Origin of the sequence: Pseudonocardia kujensis, from assembly GCF_021283305.1 — a bacterium.
GTDB lineage: Bacteria > Actinomycetota > Actinomycetes > Mycobacteriales > Pseudonocardiaceae > Pseudonocardia > Pseudonocardia kujensis.
The window spans coordinates 157,672-177,990 of the sequence record NZ_JAJSOK010000002.1; the positions used below are offsets into that span (position 1 = coordinate 157,672).

Genomic DNA, 20,319 nt, shown 5'->3' on the forward strand with positions numbered 1-20,319 from the left:
CCGGACGACAGTGTGCCGGATCACCCGTGGAGACGGGTCGAGCGACGCGCCGGGGCGGGAGCTAGCCTCGGGCGTCGTGCTGACCACCGACACGGTGGACGAGGCACGCCGCAGCTCCCCTCCCCGGCGTGACTCCGCTCCCCCACACCACCGTCCCGGTCTGCGACGGCTCGCCGCCGGACTCGGCCTGCTGTCGGCCGTGCTGGCGATCGCGATCCCGTTCCTGCCCGTGTCGCAGAACACCGCCCAGCTCAGCTGGCCGACGGCCGACGGCGGCACCGCCCCCGTGACCGCCCCTCTCGTCGCCCTGCGCCCCGAGAGCTTCGACGCCACCGTCCCCTGTCCCGCCGTGCGCAGCCTCGACGCGCGCAGTCCGCAGGCGGCCACGGTCTTCACGACGACCGCGCCCGGGGCCCCCGACGGGGCCACGGTGGGCATGCGGGTCAGCGTCGACGCCGGCCGGCTCGCCGTCGACGACCGCGGCGAGCGGATCGCCGAGGCGGACCTCGCCCCGGGCGACTGCACGCTCGTCGTCCACTCCGACTGGGCGAGCACCGCCGTCACGGTCGGTGGTCGGCAGCTCGCCGCGTTCGACGACGACCGCCGGCCGCAGGTCGTCGGCGTCTGGTCGGACCTGGACCGGAACCTGGACCCGGTCGCCGGCACGGACGTCCGGTTCGCCACCGACAACCGCTTCGACAGCGCCCCGTCCGGGCTCAAGGTGGCGGCCGGGGTGCTCGCCGTCGCGGCCCTGCTCGGGTGCCTGCTCGTGCTCCGCCGGCTCGACGACCGCGACGGCCGCCGCCTGGTGCACACCGGCCGGCTGTCCGGGCGGCTGCGCGGGCACGACTGGATCCGGGACTCCGCGGTCGTCGTGCTGCTGGGCGGCGCGACCGTCTTCGGCAGCATGACGCCCGACGACGGCTACATCCTCAACATCGCCCGCGGCACCTGGACCTCGGGCTACGTCGGGAACTACTACCGCTGGTACGACGTCCCGGAGGCGCCGTTCGGCTGGTTCTACGAGCTGTACTCGAAGTGGATCGAGGTCAGCGACGCGGTCCTGTGGCTGCGGATCCCGGCCTTCGCAATGGGCGTCGCGTCGTGGTTCCTGATCAGCCGCGCGCTGCTGCCCCGGCTCGGCACCCGGGTGCGCCGGAGCCGCTCGGCGGGCTGGGCCGCGGCCGGCGTGTTCCTCTGCTTCTGGATCCCCTTCGACAACGGCCTGCGCCCCGAGCCGGTCGTGGTGATCGCCGCGCTGCTGTCGCTCGTGCTGCTCGAGCGCGCCCTGGTCACGCAGCGCCTGCTGCCGATCGCCGGTGCCCTCGTCTCCGGTGCCTTCGCCGTGGCGGCCACGCCGACCGGGCTCATCGCCTTCGCGCCGCTGCTCGCGGCGGCCCGCCCGCTGCTGCGGCTGCTCGCCGGACGGGCCCGCAAGGCCGGCTGGCTGGTGGTGCTGCTGCCGCTGCTGGCCGCCGGCGTGATCGTGCTGGTCGCGGTGTTCGACGACCAGACCTGGGCCTCGGTGGCCGAGGCCACCCGCGTCCGCACCGAGATCGGCCCGAACCAGCCCTGGTACCAGGAGCTCTCCCGCTACCAGCTGCTGTTCTCGGACAGCCGGGACGGCTCGCTCATGCGCCGCTTCCCGGTGCTGCTGCTCCTGCTGCTGCTCGGTGTCAGCATCGCGGTGCTGCTGCGCCGCGGACGGATCCCGGGAGCCGCCCTGGGCGTGTCCCGGCGGCTGATCGGCAGTAGCCTGCTCGCCTTCGTCGTGCTGGCGTTCACCCCGACCAAGTGGACGCACCACTTCGGCGCCTTCGCCGCGCTCGGCGCGGGCATGGCGGCGATCGCCGCGCTGGCCACCGGCACCAGCGTGCTGCGGTCGAGGCGCAACCAGGCGCTGCTGGTCGCGGCGCTGCTCGGCACGACCGCGCTGGCCTTCGCCGGCCCGAACACCTGGTGGTACGTCTCGAACTGGGGCGTGCCGTGGTTCGACAAGCCGCCGTCGGTGAACGGGATCTCCGCCACGTCGCTGCTGCTGGTCGCGGCGGCCCTCGCGCTGCTCTACGCGCTGGTCGAGCACCTGCGCGGGCCCGCGATCCCGCGCCCTCTGGCGGCCGACGGCCGCGGCCCGCGGCTGAACAACGCGCCGATCGCCGTGATCTGTGCGCTGATGGTGGTCTTCCAGATCGCGTCGCTGGCCAAGGGCGTGCAGAAGCAGTGGGGCACCTACTCGCTGGCCGCGGACATCGTCGGGGACCCGACCGGGTCGCGGTGCGGGCTCGCCGGGCGGGTGCTCGTCGAGACCGATCCCGAGGCGGGCGTACTCCCGCCGGCGACCGGGCCGGGCGGCCCCCCGGAGGCCGTCGGGTTCACCCCGGACGGCCTCCCGCCGTCCGGGCCCGGCTCGCTGCGCGACACCGACGGTCGCGGCAACCACGATCCGGGCATCACCGGAACCGGGCCGCACGGCGGCCGGGTGTCCGGCAGCTGGAGCACCGACCCGCAGGCGATCGGCGACTACCGCAGCGGCTGGTACGCCCTGCCGCAGGCCGCGCGGGACGGCTCCGTCCCGCTGGTCCTCGGCATCGCCGGGCAGGTCGGCGGCGGCACGTCGCTGACCCTGGAGTTCGCGCGCGGGGGCCAGGTCGTCGACCGGATCGAGCCGGACGGCGCGTCCGGCACCGTGACCGCCACGGCCGACCCGCTCGGCACCGCCGCGTCCGGGCTGGGCTGGCGGGACGTCCGGCTGCCGCTCGACGGGGCGGCCGCGACCGCCGACGCGGTGCGGGTCGTCGCGACGGACCGGGCCCTCGGCCAGGACGGCTGGATCGCCGTGGCCGAGCCGCGGGTCCCCCGGCTGACCCCGCTCACCACCGTGACCGCGGGGATGGCCGGCTACACGGACTGGCCGACCGCCTTCCCCAGCCCGTGCCTGCGTCCCTTCGGGGTGCACCGCGGCGTCGCCGAGATGCCGGGCTACCGGATCCTGGCCGACACCCAGCAACGCGAGGTCGGCGACAACTGGGGCTTCCCCTCGACCGGCGGCCCGCAGGGCTGGATCGACCACGTGGCCCGCCAGCGGGTGCTGCCGACCTACCTGCAGGGCCAGTGGGACTTCGACTGGGGCCAGCTGCGGATGCTGGAGCCGTGGTCCCCGACGCCGGGCGCCCCTGACGTCGAGCGGGGCACCCGCACGACGTGGGGCTGGCAGAAGGTGGGCGAGCTGGGCGAGGCCCCGGCGGACCCGCCGCTCGACCGGCCCTGATCAGGCCCCGCAGCGGGACGCGGCGGCCGCCGCGTCCCGCGGGTACCGGTAGGACGTCCGCTCGACCGCCCCGATCAGGTTCTGCCGGAACCGGTCGGCGGTGAGCGGGTCCCGGTAGGAGGCCAGCATCTCGCGGGTCGCCGGGCAGGTCAGCGCGCGGCGGGCGTCGTCGACGAAGGCCGGCCCGACGAAGCCGGTGTCGCCGCGCACGCCGGCGTCGGCGAGGAACCACTCCGGCAGCAGGTCCTTGTCGTGCCCGATCCGCCCGCCGGGCACCCCGGTGGCGTGCCCGGCGACCGGGTTGACCAGCCCGACGCCGTCGAGCACCCGGACGTCGAGGGGCGCCAGCTCGCCGGCCACGCCGAGGTTGAGCCAGACCAGCGTGCTCCGCTCGCCGGCGGCCGGGTAGACGTACCACTGCCCGCCGCCGACGATCGCGAGCGACGGCCCGGGCGCCGCGGCCAGCCGTGCGGCGCCCTCGCCGACCATCGGGTGCGTCGAGTAGTCCGCCGCCGTGACCGGGTGGGGGTTGCCGAGCAGCAGCACGTAGTAGAGCCGCTCGTTGGCGATCCAGTGGGGGCCGAGGTGCTCGCCGTAGGCCGGGCGCAGCGACGTCAGGCAGAACGCCGCCCACACCAGCGTCCCGAGCACCGGGACCAGGGCCCAGCGTGTGGCGGGGACGACCATGACCGGCAGGAGCAGCGAGAACAGCGCGGGCAGCAGCATCCGGCCGTGCATGAAGTCACCGCCGACCCGCGTGACGTACAGGCCCAACAGCAGCGCGGCGACGACCGGAGCGAGTGCCACCACCGCCGTCGCACCCCGGGTGCCGGACGGGACCGGGCCGGTCCGGCCGCGCCGGCTCAGCAGCGCGAGCGCGACGAGGGCCGCACCGGCCCCCGCGAACCACAGCTCGTAGGTCTGCAGCAGGTCCAGCAGGTACCAGCCGCCCTGGTCCCAACGGGAGTCGCTCGCCTCCTTGGCCAGCGCCGTCGACGGCACGAGCAGGCCGTAGTAGCCCATCCGGAAGATCTCGTAGCCGACCGGCACCACCGCCGCCACGGCGGCAAGACCGAGCAGCCGGACCACGCCCCGGCGCCACTCCAGCACCACGAACGCGGCGCCCAGCACGATCCCGGCGAGCGCGAGGTCCGGCCGCACCAGCGGCGCCAGCCCGACGACGACGGCGAGGGGCACGGCCGACCCTGCCCTCCCGGCCGCCCCGCCCCGGCGCACCTGCAGCCGCCGGACGAGCAGCCACCACCCCAGCCCGAGCCAGCCGGTGATCAGCCCGGTCTCCAGGCCCGAGGTCCCGAAGTCCCAGAAGGGCGGCAGCGCCAGCACCACCAGTGCGCCGGCCGGCAGGATCAGGCGGGCCCGGTGCAGCCGGCGGGCGGCGTCGACCGCGAACCCGACCCCGGCCACGGACAGCAGCAGCCCGAGGACGACGGCGGTCCAGTTGAGCGAGATCCCGGGCACGAGGCCCGGGATCGCGAGGAGGGAGGTCCAGAGGGTCGAGGTGTTGGCCTCGACCCGCTCGCCGGCGTTGAACACCGGCCCGTCACCCGCCAGCAGGTTGCGCACGGTGCGGAGCACGATCAGGCCGTCGTCGCTCATCCACCGGCGGTTCCAGACCAGCGCCGCGAAGACGACCAGCAGCAGGACGAGGACGGCGCCGTTCCACAGGCCGGGCCGGATCCGGCGGTCGGTGCGGACGGGCGGGAGCCCGACGGGGGCGTGCTGGACCGGTGCGACGGTGTCGATGGACCTGCTCCTCATCACTCGCGTACGCGTACTCAACGAGCCTTCCCCCGGGCAGGCCGCGACATTCTGGCGGATCGATCACGAATCGTGACCGACCTTCGGCCCCGGAACGCGGCGTGTCGCGGCCGGGCTGGCACTGTGTCCGGGTGGTCTCCCCCGCGCGCCCCGCCCCCGACGCGAGGCGGGAGGACCCACCGGTGCCCGTCGCCCCGCCGCGGCGGCCCGGGGTCCTCGCCGCCCTGCTCGGGCTCGTCGTGCTGGTCTGCGCGGTCGCCTTCCCGTTCGCACCGGTGGTCCAGCCCGAGGTCCGGTACGACTGGGGCGGCCCGGGGGCCGTGCCGACCGCGCTGCCGCTGATGCCCTACCAGCCCGTCGCGCTCACGGCCTCGACGACGTGCGACACCGCCCGCGCGCTCGGCGAGGGCACGCTCCTCGCGACCACCCCCGCCGCGCCCGATCCCCGCGCGACCCCGCTCGACGGCCTGCGGATGGCGGTGGCCGGCGGGTCGCTGCGCGTGACCACGGCCGGTGTCGAGCTCGACCCCCTGCCCCTGCCGGCGGGGACGTGCACCGTCGAGTTCCGCAGCGACACCTCGGCCACGACCCTGCTGCTCAACGGCGCACCGGTCGTCTCCCGCCCCGGTGACCTGCGGCCCGCCGTCGCCGCGATCCTCAGCGACGCCCCCGACCCGTCCGGGCTGCGCCTGCAGCTCACCGCCGACACCCGCTTCCAGACCTCGATCACCGCGCTCAAGGCCGCGATCGCCGCCGTCGGGGTGCTGGCGCTGGTCGCGATGGTGGTCGTGCTGGCCCGGGGCGAGCGGCGGCGCCGGGTCCGGGTGGCGCCCCGCCGCTGGTGGCGGCCCCGGCTCCCCGACCTCGCCGTGGCCGCGGCCCTCGCGCTCTGGTGGCTGTCCGGGCCGGTGACCGTCGACGACGGCTACATCGCCGGGATCGTCCGCGACCGCGGCAGCGGCGGGTTCGTCGGCAACGTCTACCGGTGGCTGAACGCCCCCGAGGCGCCGTTCAGCTGGTTCTACGACCTCTACTACGCCTGGTCCCAGGTCTCCGCGTCGACGGTCTGGATGCGGCTGCCGTCGATCCTGCTGGGCCTGGTGACCTGGGTGCTGCTGTCCCGCTGCGTGGTGCCCCGGCTGCTGCCGCGCGCCGGCCGCGGGGTCGCCTGGCTCTCCGCGCCGACCTTCCTCGCCTGGTGGCTGCCCTACACGCTGGGCCTGCGGCCCGAGCCGTGGGTCGCGGTCGGGACGGTGCTGGCCTTCGTCGGCGTGGAGCGCGCGGTCGCGCTGCGCCGGGTGACGCCGCTGGTCCTGGCCCTGCTCGTCGCGGGGGTGACGACGGCGGTGACGCCCGGCGGACTGATGGCGTTCGCCCCCGTCGTCGCCGGCCTGGTCCCGGTGCTGCGGACGCTGCGCCGCAGTGGCCTCGGCCCGGTGTCGCTCGTGCTCGTCCTGCTCGCCGGCCCGGCCGCCGCGGTGTTCCTCATGGTGTCCGACCAGAGCCTTGCTGCCCTGCTGGAGGCCACCCGGGTCCGGACGCTGATCGGCGGCGGCCAGCCCTGGTACGACGAGTACAGCCGCTACGCCCTGCTGCTCACGCAGGACGACATGCAGGGTTCGCTGGCCAAGCGCGCGCCGGTGCTGCTCACGCTCCTCGCGGCCGTCGCAGCGCTGTGGGCCGTGCTGTCGGCATGCGGACGCCGGATCCCGCCGGGGCCGACGCGGCGGATCGCCGTGGTGTTCCTGCTCGGGCTCGCGTCGATGACCGCCACCCCGACCAAGTGGACCCAGCACTTCGGCGACCTCGCCGGGATCGGTGCGGCCGTGCTGCTCGTCGGGATCGTGGCCGTGGGGCGACGCGCCCTGGCCGGCCGGACGGCGCCGTGGCTCGCCGCGCTCGGCGCGCTCGCCGTCGCCGGCTCCCTGGTCCTGGCCGGGCAGAACGTGTGGCCCTTCGTCTCGAACTGGTGGGGCCTGACCTGGAGCACGCTCCCGCCGGTCGTGGCGGGCGTCGAGCTCGCGCCGGTCTGGCTGGTGCTGGGGCTCGTGCTGGTCGCCGCGGCCCTGCTGGTGCTGGCCTGGCGACGTTCGGGCGGCCGCACCGGGCGACTGCCGCGGTGGCTGCCGAGCCCGGCCGCCGTCACGACCGTGCTGCTCGTGGCGGTGGTGCTGCTGCAGGTCGGGTCCTTCGCGCGCACCGGCTGGCAGCACCGGGACAGCTACACCCTCCTGTCCGACGCGGTGTCCACCGCTCGCGGTGCCCCGTGCGGGCTGCAGGAACGGCTCTCCGTGGAGACCGACCCGGCGGCGGGGCTGCTTCCCGCCCTCCCCGGTCCGTCGGACCTCCCGCCGGAGCCCGTCGACGCGGGCGGCACCGAACTGCCGGGGATCCGCGCGCTCGGCTCCGGCACCACCGCCTGGTTCGCCCTCGACCTCGTCCAGCGGTCGCGCGCGCTGCCGGTCGTCGTGACGGTCGCGGGCGCGCTGCGCCCCGGCGACACGCTGGCCGCCGAGTTCGCCGGCGACGACGGCGAGCCCCTCGCCCGCACAGCACTTCGACCAGACGGCGAGACCCCGCGCGACGTCCGGCTGCTCGCACCCGAGGGCGCGACGCGGGTCCGGCTCGTCGTCGACGTGCGGGAGCCGGCCGACACCCCCGCCGTCGCGACCCTGCCCCGGGTCCCGCGCCTCACGCCGATGGACCAGGTCCTCCCGGCCGGGACCGAGGCGATCCTCGACTGGCCCGTCGCCTTCGTGTTCCCGTGCCTGACGCCTGCGCCGCTGCCCCTCGGCACCACCGCCCTGCCGCAGTGGCGGGTCGCGCCGCCGCAGAGCGACGACTCCGCCGGGATCACGTACGCGCCGAGCTACGGAGGACCGTTCGCCGCAGCCCGGACCCTCGTGATCGAGGAGCGGATGGCGACCTATCTCGCCGGCGACCCGACCCGCGACGCCGCCCAGGTCTACCGCTGGGTCCCCGTCCGGCCGCTCGCCACCGCGACGCCGCAGGTCACCGATCGCACTGTCGGCGGCTGGGTGCACACGGGGCGCACCCGTGTCCCCGGTCTCGATCCCGTCGGCTGAGGCGCGCCCGCCCACCTGCGACGCACGTCATACCTCACAATGGGGCTCACCGACGCCCCTCGGCCCGGCCCCGGCCGGTCCGACCCCGCACCGGAGGACTGAGCCGCACCCATGCTTCGCACAGAGACGCCGGACGAACCCCTGGCCGACCCGGCGTCCCCGGAGCGTCGCGCGGAAGGCCCGGTGCGGCTGACCGTGCAGCGCGGGCTCTTCTTCGGGCCGTCCGCGCTGGCCCCCGAGGACCTCTACTCGGTCGTGGAGAAGGGCGTGGCGCGCCGCGAACGCGGGCGGGTCCACCTCCTCCCGGGCACCCGGGTCGGCACCAACACCTACTTCGGCCGGCTCCACGCCACCTACTGGCAGCGCTGGACCGCGGTCGACCGGGTGGAGGTCACGGCGGTCGCCGCCGGCGAGGGCCGGGTCCGGCTGTTCGCCTCGGACACCAACAAGGTCTCCCGGATCGTCGACGCGGTCGAGGTCGGCACCGCGGCCGGGCCCGAGACGTGCGAGATCCGGCTGTCGGCGCCGATCGACCGCTTCCTCGACGGCGGCGGCATGTGGCTGGAGATCACGACCGAGACCGGCGAGCTCACCGTGTCGGAGGTGCGCTGGAGCGTGCTGTCCCCGCGCGCGGTGCCGCCGACCGACATCGTGATCTGCACGTACAACCGGGTCGAGGAGTGCCTCGACACGATGCAGGCGCTCGCGGACGACCCCGAGGCCCTCGCGGTCATCGGCGTGGTCCGGGTGGTCGACCAGGGCAGCGACCCGTTGGAGTCGCGGGACCGCTTCGCGGCCGTCTCGAAGGCGCTCGGCGACCGGCTCGTCTACCTCCGCCAGCCCAACCTCGGCGGCGCCGGCGGGTTCACCCGTGGGCTCTACGAGGCCACCGCCGGGGCGCCGGAGGAGGACCACGACGTCCTGCTCATGGACGACGACGTGATGCTCGAGCCGGAACTGCTGATCCGGCTGACCTCGTTCGCGGCCTGCACACCGCAGCCGACGATCGTCGGCGGGCAGATGCTGAACCTGCTGCACCCGGCGCACCTGCACATCTCCGGGGAGCGGGCCGATCCCGAGAATCTGATCAACGGTCTGGCCACGCCCGGCTCGCTGAAGGAGGCCTACCTCCTCGGCCTGGACGAGCGGCTGCTGCCGATCAACCAGGAGCGGAGCACCGACACCGAGTACAACGGCTGGTGGTCCTGCCTGATCCCGGCGGAGATCGTCCGCCGGATCGGCTATCCGCTGCCGATCTTCTTCCAGTGGGACGACGTCGAGTTCGGCTACCGCGCCCGCGCCGCCGGCTTCCCCACCGTCTCCCTTCCCGGCGCCGGCGTGTGGCACGGCGACTTCGGCTGGAAGGACTGGGACGAGTGGCACCGCTACTTCAACCTGCGCAACGGGTTGATCATGGCGGCGTTGCACACCGGCTTCTCCACGAAGACGATCGTCGCCCGGGTCCGGCACCTGCTGTCGGTGTACCTGATCGGCATGCACTACGGGCTGTCGGCCACGTTGCTGCAGGCCGTGGAGGACTTCCTCGACGGCCCGGAGATCCTGCGCGACGGCTCGGTGGGCTCCGCGGCCCGGATCCGCCGGGTCCGCGCGGACTACCCCGAGACGACGGTCCACAAGCTCACCGACCTGCCCGAGGACTTCCGGGCCCTCACCGTGCAACGAGCCGGCGGCGAGCCCAGCAACGAGAGCCTGACCTGGGTCAAGCGGGTCGTCTACCAGCTGCTCGGCAAGGCGCCGTACCCGATGGGCTTCATCCCCGCCGGCGACGCGCACTGGTGGCACGTCGGACTGTTCGAGCGCGCCGTCGTCACGGACATGGGCGAGCAGGGTGTCCGCATCCGGCAGCGGGACAAGGCGAAGCTGATCGCGCTGGCCCGACGCGGCCTGCAGGCGATGCGCCGGCTGCACACCGAGGGCCCGGGCGTGGCCGAGCGCTACCGTGCCGCGGTGCCGGAGCTGACGAGCCGGGAGAACTGGGCCCGGCTCTACGGGCTCGAGGAGAAGGCGGACTGATCGGGGTTCCGGCCGCCCCTCGCCGGGGCGGCCGGGACCCGCGTCCTACTTGTCGAAGATCTCCTCGGACCACGTCTGCCCGCTGGTCAGCCAGGCCAGCGCGTCCGTGTAGCGGGTGCGCAGCAGCGGCCAGCGGCGGGCGACCTCGCGGTGGAGCTCGAAGGACTCCTTCACCATCCGCCGGAACAGCTCGGGGTCCCGCCGCCGGAAGGTCACCCCACGGCCGTCGGGCGTCGACACGGTGGCGGAGTCGAGCCCGGCCAGCACGAACCACTGGGCCTGCTTCCACGGCACGTTGCGCTGCGGCACCTCGCCGTGCGCCGGGTTCGGCGACTTGAGGTTGCGCAGCACCCCCTTCGCGAGGCCGAGGCCGACCTTGACCTTGCCGACCGGCGGCTCCGGGAACAGCTGGGCGCCGAGCGCGTCGAGGCGCGACAGCGGCACCTCGGTCGCGGACTGCAGGGGGCGACCGTCGTCGTACTCCGCGCGCTCGGCCCGGATCTCGCCGAGCACCACCGGGAGCTTCGCGAACAGCGCCTCCGGGCCCGCGAGGAAGTCCTTCAGTCCCTTGATCTGCAGCGCGACGGCCGAGTACTCCATCAGCATCAGGTGCCGCAGGGTGCGCTTGAACGACTCCTGGAGCAGCGCCTTCGGCGAGTCCGGGCCGTGCAGCGCGGCGGCGACGTACCGGTTGCGGTAGTGGAAGTACGCCTGCCAGTCGCTGGAGTCGTCCTTCTCGATGAAGGACATGTGCCAGATCGCGATGCCCGGCACGGTCGCCGTGCGGTAGCCGCGGCCGCGGGCACGCAGGCCGTACTCCGCGTCGTCCCACTTGATGAACAGCGGGAGCGGCAGGCCCAGGTCCTCGGCGACGACACGCGGGATCAGGCACATCCACCAGGCGTTGTAGTCGACGTCGACGCGGCGGTGCAGCCACGGGGTCCGGCGCAGCGTCTGCTCGGCCAGGTCGTGGTGGGGGTGGGTGTCCGGCGCGACCCGCCACAGGAACTGGTTGCGGTCGACGACCTCGCCCATGGTCGACAGCTGCGAACGCGCCTGCAGGGACAGCATCTGCCCGCCGACCAGCATCGGCTCGCGGGAGAACCGGGAGAAGGCGACGGCCCGCAGGATCGAGTCCGGCTCGAGCAGGATGTCGTCGTCCATGAAGAGGATCTGCTCGCAGTCGGTCGACCCGAGCGCCTCGTACATGACCCGCGCATAACCGCCCGACCCGCCGAGGTTCGGCTGGTCGACGATCCGCAGCCGCTCGCCGAGCACGGCCGCGGCCTGCTCGTAGCCGGCCTGGTCGCGGACCTTCTGCGTGCCCTGGTCGGGCAGGATCACCGCGGTCACGGCCGCGAGCACGGCCGGGTCCTCGCCGATCGCCGTGAGGGTCGCGACGCAGTCCGCCGGCCGGTTGAAGGTCGGCATGCCGATGGTCACGGCCGCGCGGCCCGGGGCCGCGGTCGGCGCGTGCCAGCCGCCCTCGTGCAGGACGAGCTCGCCGTCGTCCGTGGTGAGGTCGAACCAGTACCAGCCGCCGTCCTCGAAGGGACGCAGGTCCAGTGCCAGCTCCAGCTCCTGCCGGCCCTCGACGCGCTGCCCGATGACGTAGATGTGCGAGCCGTCGGCCTTCGACCGGTAGACGTCGACCCGGCCCGACCCCTCCAGCGCCAGCCGCAGCCGGATGTCGGTGAGGGTCGACCAGGCCCGCCAGTAGCCCGCGGCGAAGCCGTTGAAGTACGCCCCGAAGGACACCTCGCTCTGCGCCGGCAGCACGGCCGAGGTCCGGGAGGTGACGCGCAGCGCCCGCCCGGTGCTCGCCGAGACGGTGAGCGTCATCGGCTTCTCCTGCGAGCCCGGCGCGGGGTCGGTCGGCGCCAGCGCGGTGCCGGTCCGCTCGTCGACGTAGAGCGCGCGCACCGCCAGCGGGTCGGCCGGGCGGGGCAGGATGACACGCTGCAACAGCGTGTCGGCGGTCCCCCCGCGCGAGGGCACGGAGGCGGGCTTCTCAGCCGAGGTGGTCGTGGGCACAGTGGTCGTCACTCGGTCCTCGGTGTCTCGCTACCGGCGGGGGCACCGGCGAGGGTAGCCACGCCGCGTCACGACGCCGACGACCGGGTACCGGCCGCCTCCCTGGCGATCTCCTCGCGGAGCACGGCCAGGACCCGCTGGGCGCTGTTTCCCGCGCCGAAGAGCTCGTCCACGTTCCGCCGCTGGACGCGGGACAACGGATCGGGGTGGCCCGAGAGGAACTTGTCCGCCAGCCGGCGCGCCTCGTCGACGGCGTGCACCGTGTGCACCCCGCGCACGACCCGGCGGCCGATCTCGTTGAACGGGCGATGGCCCTCGCGCTCCAGGAACAGCAGCGGCTTCCCGAACAGCTGGTACTCGACCAGCATCGACAGCCCGTCCGTGAGCATGAGGTCGGACGCGGCCAGCGTCGGGCCGTACTCCGTCTCCGACAGCACCGCGGTGTTGGGCAGGGACGACCACGCCCGCATCCAGTCGTCGAACTCGGTTCGGCTGATCGGGGACTCGGCCGCGTCGGGGAGGGGCAGCAGGGCCGGGTGCGGCATGAACACGAACTCGGTCCCGGGGCTGCCGGCGGCCCACTCCAGCATCTCCGCCTGCATGAGATGGAAGGCACCGAAGTCCGTCCAGCCCCGCGCGATCGTGTGGTGGGCCGACCAGACGACCCGCCCCGGACGGCCCGGCCCGTCCCCCGACAGCGGCCACTGCGGCGAGGCGGCCCGTAGCTGGTCCGCCTTGGGGTGCCCGACGACCCGGAACTGCGCGCCCGCCCGGGCGCCGTCGCGGACCGCCGTCTGCAGCATCAGGTCGTTGGCGCAGAACACCAGCCAGGCGGACCGGTGGAACGGCGCGTCGACGGCCGTGTTGGGCGTGCGCGGGTCCGGCACGTTGTGGACGATGTTCATCGTCTCGTAGGGGACCAGGCAGGTCCGGGCGAAGCCGAGGCGCTCGGTCGCGAACTCCTCCGGCACGTCGGCGTCCCACTGGGACTGCCGGAAGATGACGTCCGGCTCGATGGCCTTGACCATCTGCAACAGGTCCTGCTCGCCGTCGGCCGCGAGGCGGAGGTGGGGCACCCCGCGGCGGGTGAGCCCATCGTGCACGTCCTGCTCGCCGGAGAAGCCGGCGGAGCCGCGGAACCGGCGCGGGATCGACGCGACCACCGGCTCGAAGTCCTCGCTGGCCTCCATCGCCTCGACCAGCGGGTGCGTGGCGTCCCAGGAACCGAGGACGTGCGCGAGGAACAGCACCCGGATCGGGGTGCGGCGCAGGGCCGCGCGGCGGGCGACCAGGTGGATGGAGTCGCGCAGCTCCGCGTGGCGGTCGGGAGCCCCCTCGACCGTCGAGCCGACCTCGTCGAGCCGCGACCGGACCGCGCCCAGCTCCTCGAGGGTGCGGTGCAGCTCCGCGTCGATCGCGGACAGGTGCCGGTCGAGCTCCCGCATCTGCACCGGCAGCTCCCGCAGCCGCCGGAACTGCGCCCGGGCACGGCGGGGCAACGCGCGCAGGGCCCGCAGCCGCGCCGCGCTCACCGCGGGTGACCGCTCGGTCGACGGCGGGTGGACGTCCGATGAACCGCCATACGAACGACCGTACGGATCTCGGCCGGTGCCCGCGCGGCCGAGCGGCCGTCGTCGGGCAACGGCCGCTGACGATCGACGACCGGCCGGCGGACCGGGACGAACCCGGCGCGACCTGACTCGTCAGTCACAACTACACAGCTCAAACTGGACAGTTTCGGCTGTCGAGTTCTACCGTCGACGACATGGACGAGATCTCGGAGTCGGCACTGCGGGCCTCGCAGGACGTGCGGACCGTCGTCGGACGGCTGCGCCGGAGGCTGCGCGAGGTCGCGTCCGAGGGTGCGGGGCTGACGCCGTCGCAGACGGCCGTGTTCACCCGGCTCGCCAAGGAGGGGGACTCGTCCGCGAGCGTGCTCGCCGCCGCCGAGGGCGTCCGGCCGCAGTCGATGGCCACCATCCTCGCCGCGCTCGACGGGCACGGACTCATCGAGCGCCGCCCCGACCCCGAGGACGGGCGCCGGCAGCTGATCACACTGTCGGCCGCGGGGCGCGAGCGCGCGGCCGGCGACCGGGCGGCGCGCGTCGAATGGCTCGCCCGGCGCCTGCAGGAGGACTTCACGGAGCGGGAGCGGCAGACGCTGATCGAGGCGGCAGCCCTCCTGGAGAGGCTGGTGGAACGGTGAGTGCCCTGGTCGAACGGCTGCGCCGGCGCGACGACGGGGCCTTCGACCGCCGGCTGATCACCCCGATGATCCTCGGCGCGGTCCTCAACCCGATCAACTCGTCGATGGTCGCGGTCGCGTTGGTGCCGATCGGGATCGCGTTCGGCGCGCCCCCGGCCCAGACGGCGTGGCTGGTCTCCGGGCTCTACCTCGCGACGGCGATCGGCCAGCCCGTCGTCGGCAGGCTGGTCGACACCTACGGGCCGCGGCCGCTGTTCCTCGCCGGGACCACGCTCGTCGGGCTCGCCGGGCTGCTCGGCGCGCTCTCGCCGCAGCTCTGGGTGCTGGTGCTGGCCCGGGTGCTGCTCGGGTTCGGGACCTGCGCCGGCTACCCGGCCGCGATGTACCTGATCCGCAGCGAGTCCCGGCGCACCGGGCTGGCGAGCCCGGCCGGCATCCTCACCGTGCTGTCCGTCTCCACCCAGACGATCTCGGTCGTCGGGCCGACACTGGGCGGGCTGCTGATCGGCGCGGGCGGTTGGCGGGCGGTGTTCGCCGTGAACGTTCCGCTTGCGGTCGTGGCCTTCGTCCTGGGGGCGAGGCGCCTGCCCCGCACCCCGCGGACGGGACCGGCGCCCCGGATCGACGTGGCGGGGATCGTGCTGTTCGCGGCCACGCTCGTCGCTGTGCTCCTGTTCCTCATGGAGCCGGCGCGCTGGTGGCTCCTGCCGGTCGCGGTCGCGGCCGGAGCGGGGTTCGCCGCGCGCGAGCTCCGGACCGCCGATCCGTTCCTCGACCTGCGCATCTTCGGCGGCAACGGCCCGCTGCTCGCGACGTACGGGCGGACGCTGCTGAGCTACGTCGTCGCCTACGCCTTCCTCTACGGCTACACCCAGTGGCTCGAGGAGGGCCGCGGGCTGTCGGCCTCGGTCGCCGGGCTGATGCTGCTGCCGATGTCCGTCACGGCCGTCGCGGTCTCCGCGCTCACCGGCCGGCGACCCGAGGTGCGCGGCAAGCTGCTGGTCGGGGCCGCGGCGCAGGTCCTGGCCTGTGCGGCGCTGCTGACCTTCGGTGGCGCCACGCCGCTCTGGCTGATCGTCGGCCTCGCGATCCTCGTCGGGATCCCGCAGGGCCTGGTCAGCCTGGCCAACCAGAACGCCCTCTACCACCAGGCCGACCCCGAGCGGACCGGCGCCTCGGCCGGCCTGCTGCGGACCTTCGGCTACCTCGGCGCGATCGTCGCCTCGGTCGGCAACGGCGCCTTCCTCGCCGACCGGGCCGACACGCCAGGCCTGCACCACCTCGCGGCATTCCTGCTGGTCGTGGCGTGTGCGTTCCTCGCGGTCACCCTCGCCGACCGCTCACTGCGCCGGATCGGCGCGACCACCGGAAAGGACTGACCATGGCCCTCACCGCGCTCGACCGCACGTCGGCACTCGTCGCGATCGACCTGCAGAACGGGATCGTCGGGGTGTCGACGCAACCCCACGGCGCCACCGAGGTGGTGGCGCGGACCGCCCGCCTCGCCGAGGCCTTCCGGGCGGCCGGCCGCCCGGTGGTGCTGGTGCGGGTCTCGCTCCGCCCGGACGGGTCGGACACCACTCCCGGCCGGACCGAGGTGGGACGCCTCCTCCGGACCCCACCCACGGGTTGGGACGAGATCGCGCCGGAGCTCGCGGGACACCCGGCGGACGTCGTGGTGACCAAGCGGAACTGGGGCGCCTTCCACGGCACCGACCTCGACCTGCAGCTGCGCCGGCGCGGGATCACCCAGATCGTGCTCACCGGGATCGCGACCAGCGCGGGCGTCGAGTCCACCGCCCGGGCGGCCCACGAGCACGGCTACCACGTCACCACGGTCACGGACGCGATGGCCGACCGGGACGCCGACCTGCACCGGCACTCCGTCGAGCGGATCTTCCCGCGCCTCGGCGAGACCGCCACGACGGACGAGGTCCTCGCGCGGCTCGCCGGCTGAGTGCGGGGCTCAGTCCTCGCTCTCGGTGCCGGACAGCGCCCTGCCCTCGGCGAAGTGCGGGGTGAGCCGGTTGTCGAACATGGTCAGCGCGGAGCCGATCGCCATGTGCATGTCGAGGTACTTGTAGGTGCCGAGACGCCCGCCGAAGAGCACGTTGCGGTTCGCGGTCTCCTTGCGCGCCAGCTCGCGGTAGCGCTCCAGCTTGGCGCGGTCCTCCGGCGTGCCGACCGGGTAGTACGGCTCGTCGCCCGACTCGGCGAAGCGCGAGTACTCGCGGACGATGACGGTCTTGTCCGTCGGGTAGTCCCGCTCGGGGTGGAAGTGCCGGAACTCGTGGATCCGGGTGAAGGGGACCTCTTCGTCGTTGTAGTTCATGACGGAGGTGCCCTGGAAGTCACCGGTGTCGTGCAGGACCTCGGTCTCGAAGTCCAGCGTGCGCCACGAGAGCTCGCCCTCGCTGTAGTCGAAGTAGCGGTCGAGCGGGCCCGTGTAGACCGTCGGGATCCCGGCGGGCAGCTCGTCGCGCACCGCGAAGTAGTCCGTGTCGAGGCGGACCTCGATGTTCGGGTGGTCCGCCATCTTCTCCAGCCACGCGGTGTACCCGTCGACGGGCAGGCCCTCGTAGGTGTCGTTGAAGTAGCGGTTGTTGAAGGTGTAGCGGACCGGCAGCCGCGTGATGATCGACGGGCTGAGCTCGGTCGGGTCCGTCTGCCACTGCTTGGCTGTGTAGCCCTTGACGAACGCCTCGTACAGCGGGCGGCCGATCAGCGAGATCGCCTTCTCCTCCAGGTTCTCCGCCTTCGCGGTGTCGAACTCGGAGGACTGCTCGGCGATGAGCGCCCGCGCCTCGTCGGGCGTGTGCGACTTCCCGAAGAACTGGTTGATCAGCGCCAGGTTCATCGGGAACGCGTAGACCTGGTCGCGGTACCGCGCGAACACACGGTGCTGGTAGCCCGTGAACTCCGTGAAGCGGTTGCAGTACTCCCACACGCGCTTGTTCGAGGTGTGGAACAGGTGCGCGCCGTACCGGTGGATCTCGATCCCGGTCTCCGGCTCGGGCTCCGAGTAGGCGTTGCCGCCGATGTGCGGGCGCCGCTCCAGCACCAGGACCTTCTTGCCCAGTTCGGCGGCGGCCCGCTCCGCGATCGTCAGCCCGAAGAAGCCCGAGCCCACCACGACCAGATCGAACTGTGCGTCAGTCACGGGCACCGAGGGTAGCGAGGTTCCGGCGGGAGCCCTGACCCGGCCGTATCGGTATGGCGAATTGGCGCGGCGGAGCCGTCAGGGCAGTATTGCCGAGCGGTCGCGGGGAAGGAACGGTGTGAGGCTGTACAGGTGGCTGTCGAGGAGGCCGCGGTGACGGCCCTCCTCGTCACGACGCTGGCGTGGCTGTTCGGGCCGGGTCTCGCGCTGGGGCTCGCGCTGCGGCTCCGCGGGTGGCTGTTGGCCTCTGCCGCCCCCCTGCTGACCCTCGGCCTCCTCGCCGTCGCAACTCCCGTCCTCCCGATTGCCCACATCGCCTGGACTCCGATCGCAGTACTGCTGGTGACCCTCGTGGCAACCGGGCTCACGACCCTAGCCACCCGGGCGTGGACGCCGACTCCCCCGAAAGGCGGCCCTGGGGGCGCGCCGTGGAGTCGCTACCACCATGGCGCAATCGTGATCGCGCTGATAGGCGCCGGATTGCTCGGCGTCGTGGTCGTCTCGCGGGCAACGGGCGGTCTGCAGGTGGTCAACCAGACCTGGGATGCCTTCTACCATGCCGGAGCTATCCGCCACATCTCCGAGACAGGGGATCCGCGGCCGGCGTCACTAGCCGCGGTGGCGGCACCCCACTCGCAGACCTACTTCGCGCCTGACACCTACCATGTCGCGGGCGCCCTCATCCTGAGCTCGACCGGCGCAAGCATTCCCGAGGTCGTCAACGCGATCGCGGCACTGCTGCCGTTCGTCTTCGGTGTCGGGTGTGTCGGCGTCTTCCGCGTCCTGACGGGACGCCCTGCACACGCGTTATGTGCGGCCGCAGGTTCGGCTTCGCTGGCGTCGGTGCCGTACCAGATGACTGGTTACGGCGCCCTCCTTCCCTACGGCCTTGCCGTCGTCCTGTTCCCGGGGTTCCTGGCGTTGCTCGGCAGCTTCCTCGGAGCGCCCACGTGGTGGCGCGGTATCGCGAGCGGACTCGGTGCCGCAGCCCTCCTAAACACTCACCCCCAAGTGGCGGTGCCTGCGGCTCTCGTCGGCTTCCTGATGCTCGTCCGACAACTGGTCATTCGACGCGAAGCCCGCCTCGCGCTGCTCGGCGGCACGGTTGTCCTCATCACGGTGGCCGCAGCAGCGTCGTTCCAGGTGATCGTCTCTCTTCTTCCCTCGACAGCGAGCGGCACTGCGGCCGCGATCGATTGGCCGGCCTACACGACGCCGGGCGGCGCCATTCGCGACCTGCTCCTCTTCAACGCCACGGGATTGCGGCAGGTGGCCTTCGCCCCGCTCTTGGCTGTCGGTGTCCTTGCGGTGTTCGCCGCACCGACGTTGCGGGTTCTGCTTCCTGTGCTCGCGACGGCGGCAGTGGTCGTCTGGCTCTATGTGCTCGCCGGTGCCTACGACACCGACCTCTCGCTCCTGGTGACATCGCTGTGGTGGAACGACCGGCACCGGCTGGGGACCGCGTTCACAGTGCTCGCCTACCTCCTCGCCGTCGTCGGCGCGGTGGCGCTGCGGGACCTCGTCGCCTCGGCCCTGAGGCGCGGCCCGCTTCGGCGGGCTCTCGCGGGGCGTAAACCTCGGCTGATGCCCGTTGCGCTGCTGTCCGCCGGTCTACTGCTCGGCGCGGTGGTCACGCACGGCGGCTACCATCGGACGACCGAGGCGACCGTCGCCAAGGCCTACGGTGCCGGCCCGACTCTGTCTCCCACTGAGCGGCTCGGCGTCGACCAGGCCTCGGCTTGGGTGCGAGCGGACGGCGGGGGCGCAGTCATGAACGACCCTCACGACGGCTGTGGCTGGGCCTACGCGCTCGACGGAACGGACGTGGTGTTCCCGACCCCACTTACCGGACCGTTCGACTGGGGCGACCAGGGGTACGACCGCGAGGCGCTGTTCGAGCGTTTCGACACCCTTGACTGGGACCCGACCGTCCGTTCTGCGGCGGAAGGCCTTGACGTTCGCTGGGTCATGCTTTGCCAGGGTTTCATCCGTGGTGACGCACAGAGGCGAGCGCCCGGACTCGTCCACGTGGCCGACATGCACTCGGCTCGCCTTGTCTACTCCAACTCCGAGGTGCAGCTCTACAAGCTGCAGGAGGCGACGGACTGACCTCAGAACGCCCGCCGATAGGGTCCGCCGCATGGGCTACTTCGACTGGCACGGCGCCCCTGGGTACTTCCGCGACATCACCCGGCACTTCCCAAGCTCCACACGGCTCCTCGATCTCGGGTGCGGCGCGGCTTGGCTCGGCGAGCACTACGAGGACTACACCGGTCTCGATGCCTCGGGTGATGCGGTCGAAGCGGCTGCCGAACGTGGCATCACGGTGATCCAAGGTAGTGTCGAGGAGCGGCTTCCGTTCGAGGACGCGACGTTCGACGGTGTCATCGCTAAGGACCTCCTCGAGCACGTCGAACGACCCGGCGAGGTCGTCCGAGAGATCAACCGCGTCCTGCGCCCGGGCGGGCGGGTGTTCGCCTCTTCCCCGGACGCGCAGAAATGGGTCTGGGACGACTACACCCACGTGCGCCCCTTTACTCGCAAGGGGTTTCGTCGCCTCTTCACCGACCACGGCCTGAAACCGGTCACGGTCGGTTACGAGTCGGTCATGCCTGGAACCTCTGTCATTGCAGCCCGCCTGCCCTCGCACCGACGACCACTGCCGTTGCGTGTCGCGGCCTGGCTTCCGGTCGTGCGCCGCAATGTCTGGATCCTGGCCGAGCGTGGCTGAGGCGCGCTGAGGCGCTCCGAA

The 20,319-nt window shown here is 73.3% G+C and carries 12 protein-coding genes; 8 read left to right on the top strand and 4 right to left on the bottom strand.

The features are described 5' to 3' along the window. The first annotated feature begins 76 nt into the window (after nucleotides 1-76). On the top strand, nucleotides 77-3,268 hold the full coding sequence (locus tag LWC35_RS02425) for an arabinosyltransferase domain-containing protein (RefSeq protein WP_232868200.1): 3,192 nt from the start codon (nucleotides 77-79) through the stop codon (nucleotides 3,266-3,268). Here LWC35_RS02425 and LWC35_RS02430 read toward each other — a convergent pair whose 3' ends face one another. Continuing rightward, nucleotides 3,269-5,047: an arabinofuranosyltransferase AftB family protein gene (locus tag LWC35_RS02430; protein WP_232868201.1), complete on the bottom strand. Its 1,779-nt coding sequence runs from the start codon at nucleotides 5,045-5,047 to the stop codon at nucleotides 3,269-3,271. 182 nt (nucleotides 5,048-5,229) lie between these two features. Here LWC35_RS02430 and LWC35_RS02435 point away from each other — a divergent pair, with 182 nt between their 5' ends. Then, nucleotides 5,230-8,133 (top strand): arabinosyltransferase domain-containing protein, encoded by a 2,904-nt coding sequence (locus LWC35_RS02435; protein WP_232868202.1) that lies wholly within the window; start codon nucleotides 5,230-5,232, stop codon nucleotides 8,131-8,133. A 111-nt stretch (nucleotides 8,134-8,244) separates the two neighbouring features. Further along, on the top strand, nucleotides 8,245-10,167 hold the full coding sequence (locus LWC35_RS02440) for a glycosyltransferase (protein WP_232868203.1): 1,923 nt from the start codon (nucleotides 8,245-8,247) through the stop codon (nucleotides 10,165-10,167). 45 nt (nucleotides 10,168-10,212) lie between these two features. Here the strand turns inward: LWC35_RS02440 and LWC35_RS02445 are convergent, their stop codons facing one another. Beyond that, entirely contained in the window at nucleotides 10,213-12,213 is a 2,001-nt protein-coding gene (locus tag LWC35_RS02445; protein ID WP_232868204.1) for a glycosyltransferase, read from the bottom strand. 56 nt (nucleotides 12,214-12,269) lie between these two features. After that, nucleotides 12,270-13,733, bottom strand: coding sequence for a hypothetical protein (locus LWC35_RS02450; RefSeq protein ID WP_232868205.1), 1,464 nt, complete (start codon nucleotides 13,731-13,733; stop codon nucleotides 12,270-12,272). Nucleotides 13,734-13,966: 233 nt separating this feature from the next. Here LWC35_RS02450 and LWC35_RS02455 point away from each other — a divergent pair, with 233 nt between their 5' ends. From LWC35_RS02455 to LWC35_RS02465, 3 genes are all read left to right on the top strand, one after another. Beyond that, entirely contained in the window at nucleotides 13,967-14,407 is a 441-nt protein-coding gene (locus tag LWC35_RS02455; RefSeq protein WP_232868206.1) for a MarR family winged helix-turn-helix transcriptional regulator, read from the top strand. 65 nt (nucleotides 14,408-14,472) lie between these two features. Then, nucleotides 14,473-15,786: an MFS transporter gene (locus LWC35_RS02460; RefSeq protein WP_232868314.1), complete on the top strand. Its 1,314-nt coding sequence runs from the start codon at nucleotides 14,473-14,475 to the stop codon at nucleotides 15,784-15,786. A 2-nt stretch (nucleotides 15,787-15,788) separates the two neighbouring features. Further along, complete coding sequence (locus tag LWC35_RS02465; RefSeq protein WP_232868207.1) at nucleotides 15,789-16,364, top strand: isochorismatase family protein; 576 nt, start codon at nucleotides 15,789-15,791, stop codon at nucleotides 16,362-16,364. A gap of 9 nt (nucleotides 16,365-16,373) precedes the next feature. On the opposite strand, the gene glf is transcribed toward LWC35_RS02465, so the two are convergent. Continuing rightward, complete coding sequence (gene glf / locus LWC35_RS02470; protein ID WP_232868208.1) at nucleotides 16,374-17,567, bottom strand: UDP-galactopyranose mutase; 1,194 nt, start codon at nucleotides 17,565-17,567, stop codon at nucleotides 16,374-16,376. Between the two features lie 132 nt (nucleotides 17,568-17,699). On the opposite strand from glf, the gene LWC35_RS02475 reads away from it, so the two are divergent. Together LWC35_RS02475 and LWC35_RS02480 are read left to right on the top strand one after the other, a co-directional pair. Beyond that, complete coding sequence (locus LWC35_RS02475) at nucleotides 17,700-19,676, top strand: DUF6541 family protein (RefSeq protein ID WP_232868209.1); 1,977 nt, start codon at nucleotides 17,700-17,702, stop codon at nucleotides 19,674-19,676. Nucleotides 19,677-19,707: 31 nt separating this feature from the next. Continuing rightward, nucleotides 19,708-20,298: a class I SAM-dependent methyltransferase gene (locus tag LWC35_RS02480; protein WP_232868210.1), complete on the top strand. Its 591-nt coding sequence runs from the start codon at nucleotides 19,708-19,710 to the stop codon at nucleotides 20,296-20,298. Nucleotides 20,299-20,319: the final 21 nt, after the last annotated feature.

What these genes read in the sequence shown, in the direction of transcription:
- LWC35_RS02430 (WP_232868201.1), bottom strand. Translation starts at nt 5,047, where the DNA reads ATGAGGAGCAGGTCCATCGACACCGTCGCACCGGTCCAGCACGCCCCC.
- LWC35_RS02440 (WP_232868203.1), top strand. Translation starts at nt 8,245, where the DNA reads ATGCTTCGCACAGAGACGCCGGACGAACCCCTGGCCGACCCGGCGTCC.
- LWC35_RS02455 (WP_232868206.1), top strand. Translation starts at nt 13,967, where the DNA reads ATGGACGAGATCTCGGAGTCGGCACTGCGGGCCTCGCAGGACGTGCGG.
- LWC35_RS02460 (WP_232868314.1), top strand. Translation starts at nt 14,473, where the DNA reads ATGATCCTCGGCGCGGTCCTCAACCCGATCAACTCGTCGATGGTCGCG.
- LWC35_RS02465 (WP_232868207.1), top strand. Translation starts at nt 15,789, where the DNA reads ATGGCCCTCACCGCGCTCGACCGCACGTCGGCACTCGTCGCGATCGAC.
- LWC35_RS02480 (WP_232868210.1), top strand. Translation starts at nt 19,708, where the DNA reads ATGGGCTACTTCGACTGGCACGGCGCCCCTGGGTACTTCCGCGACATC.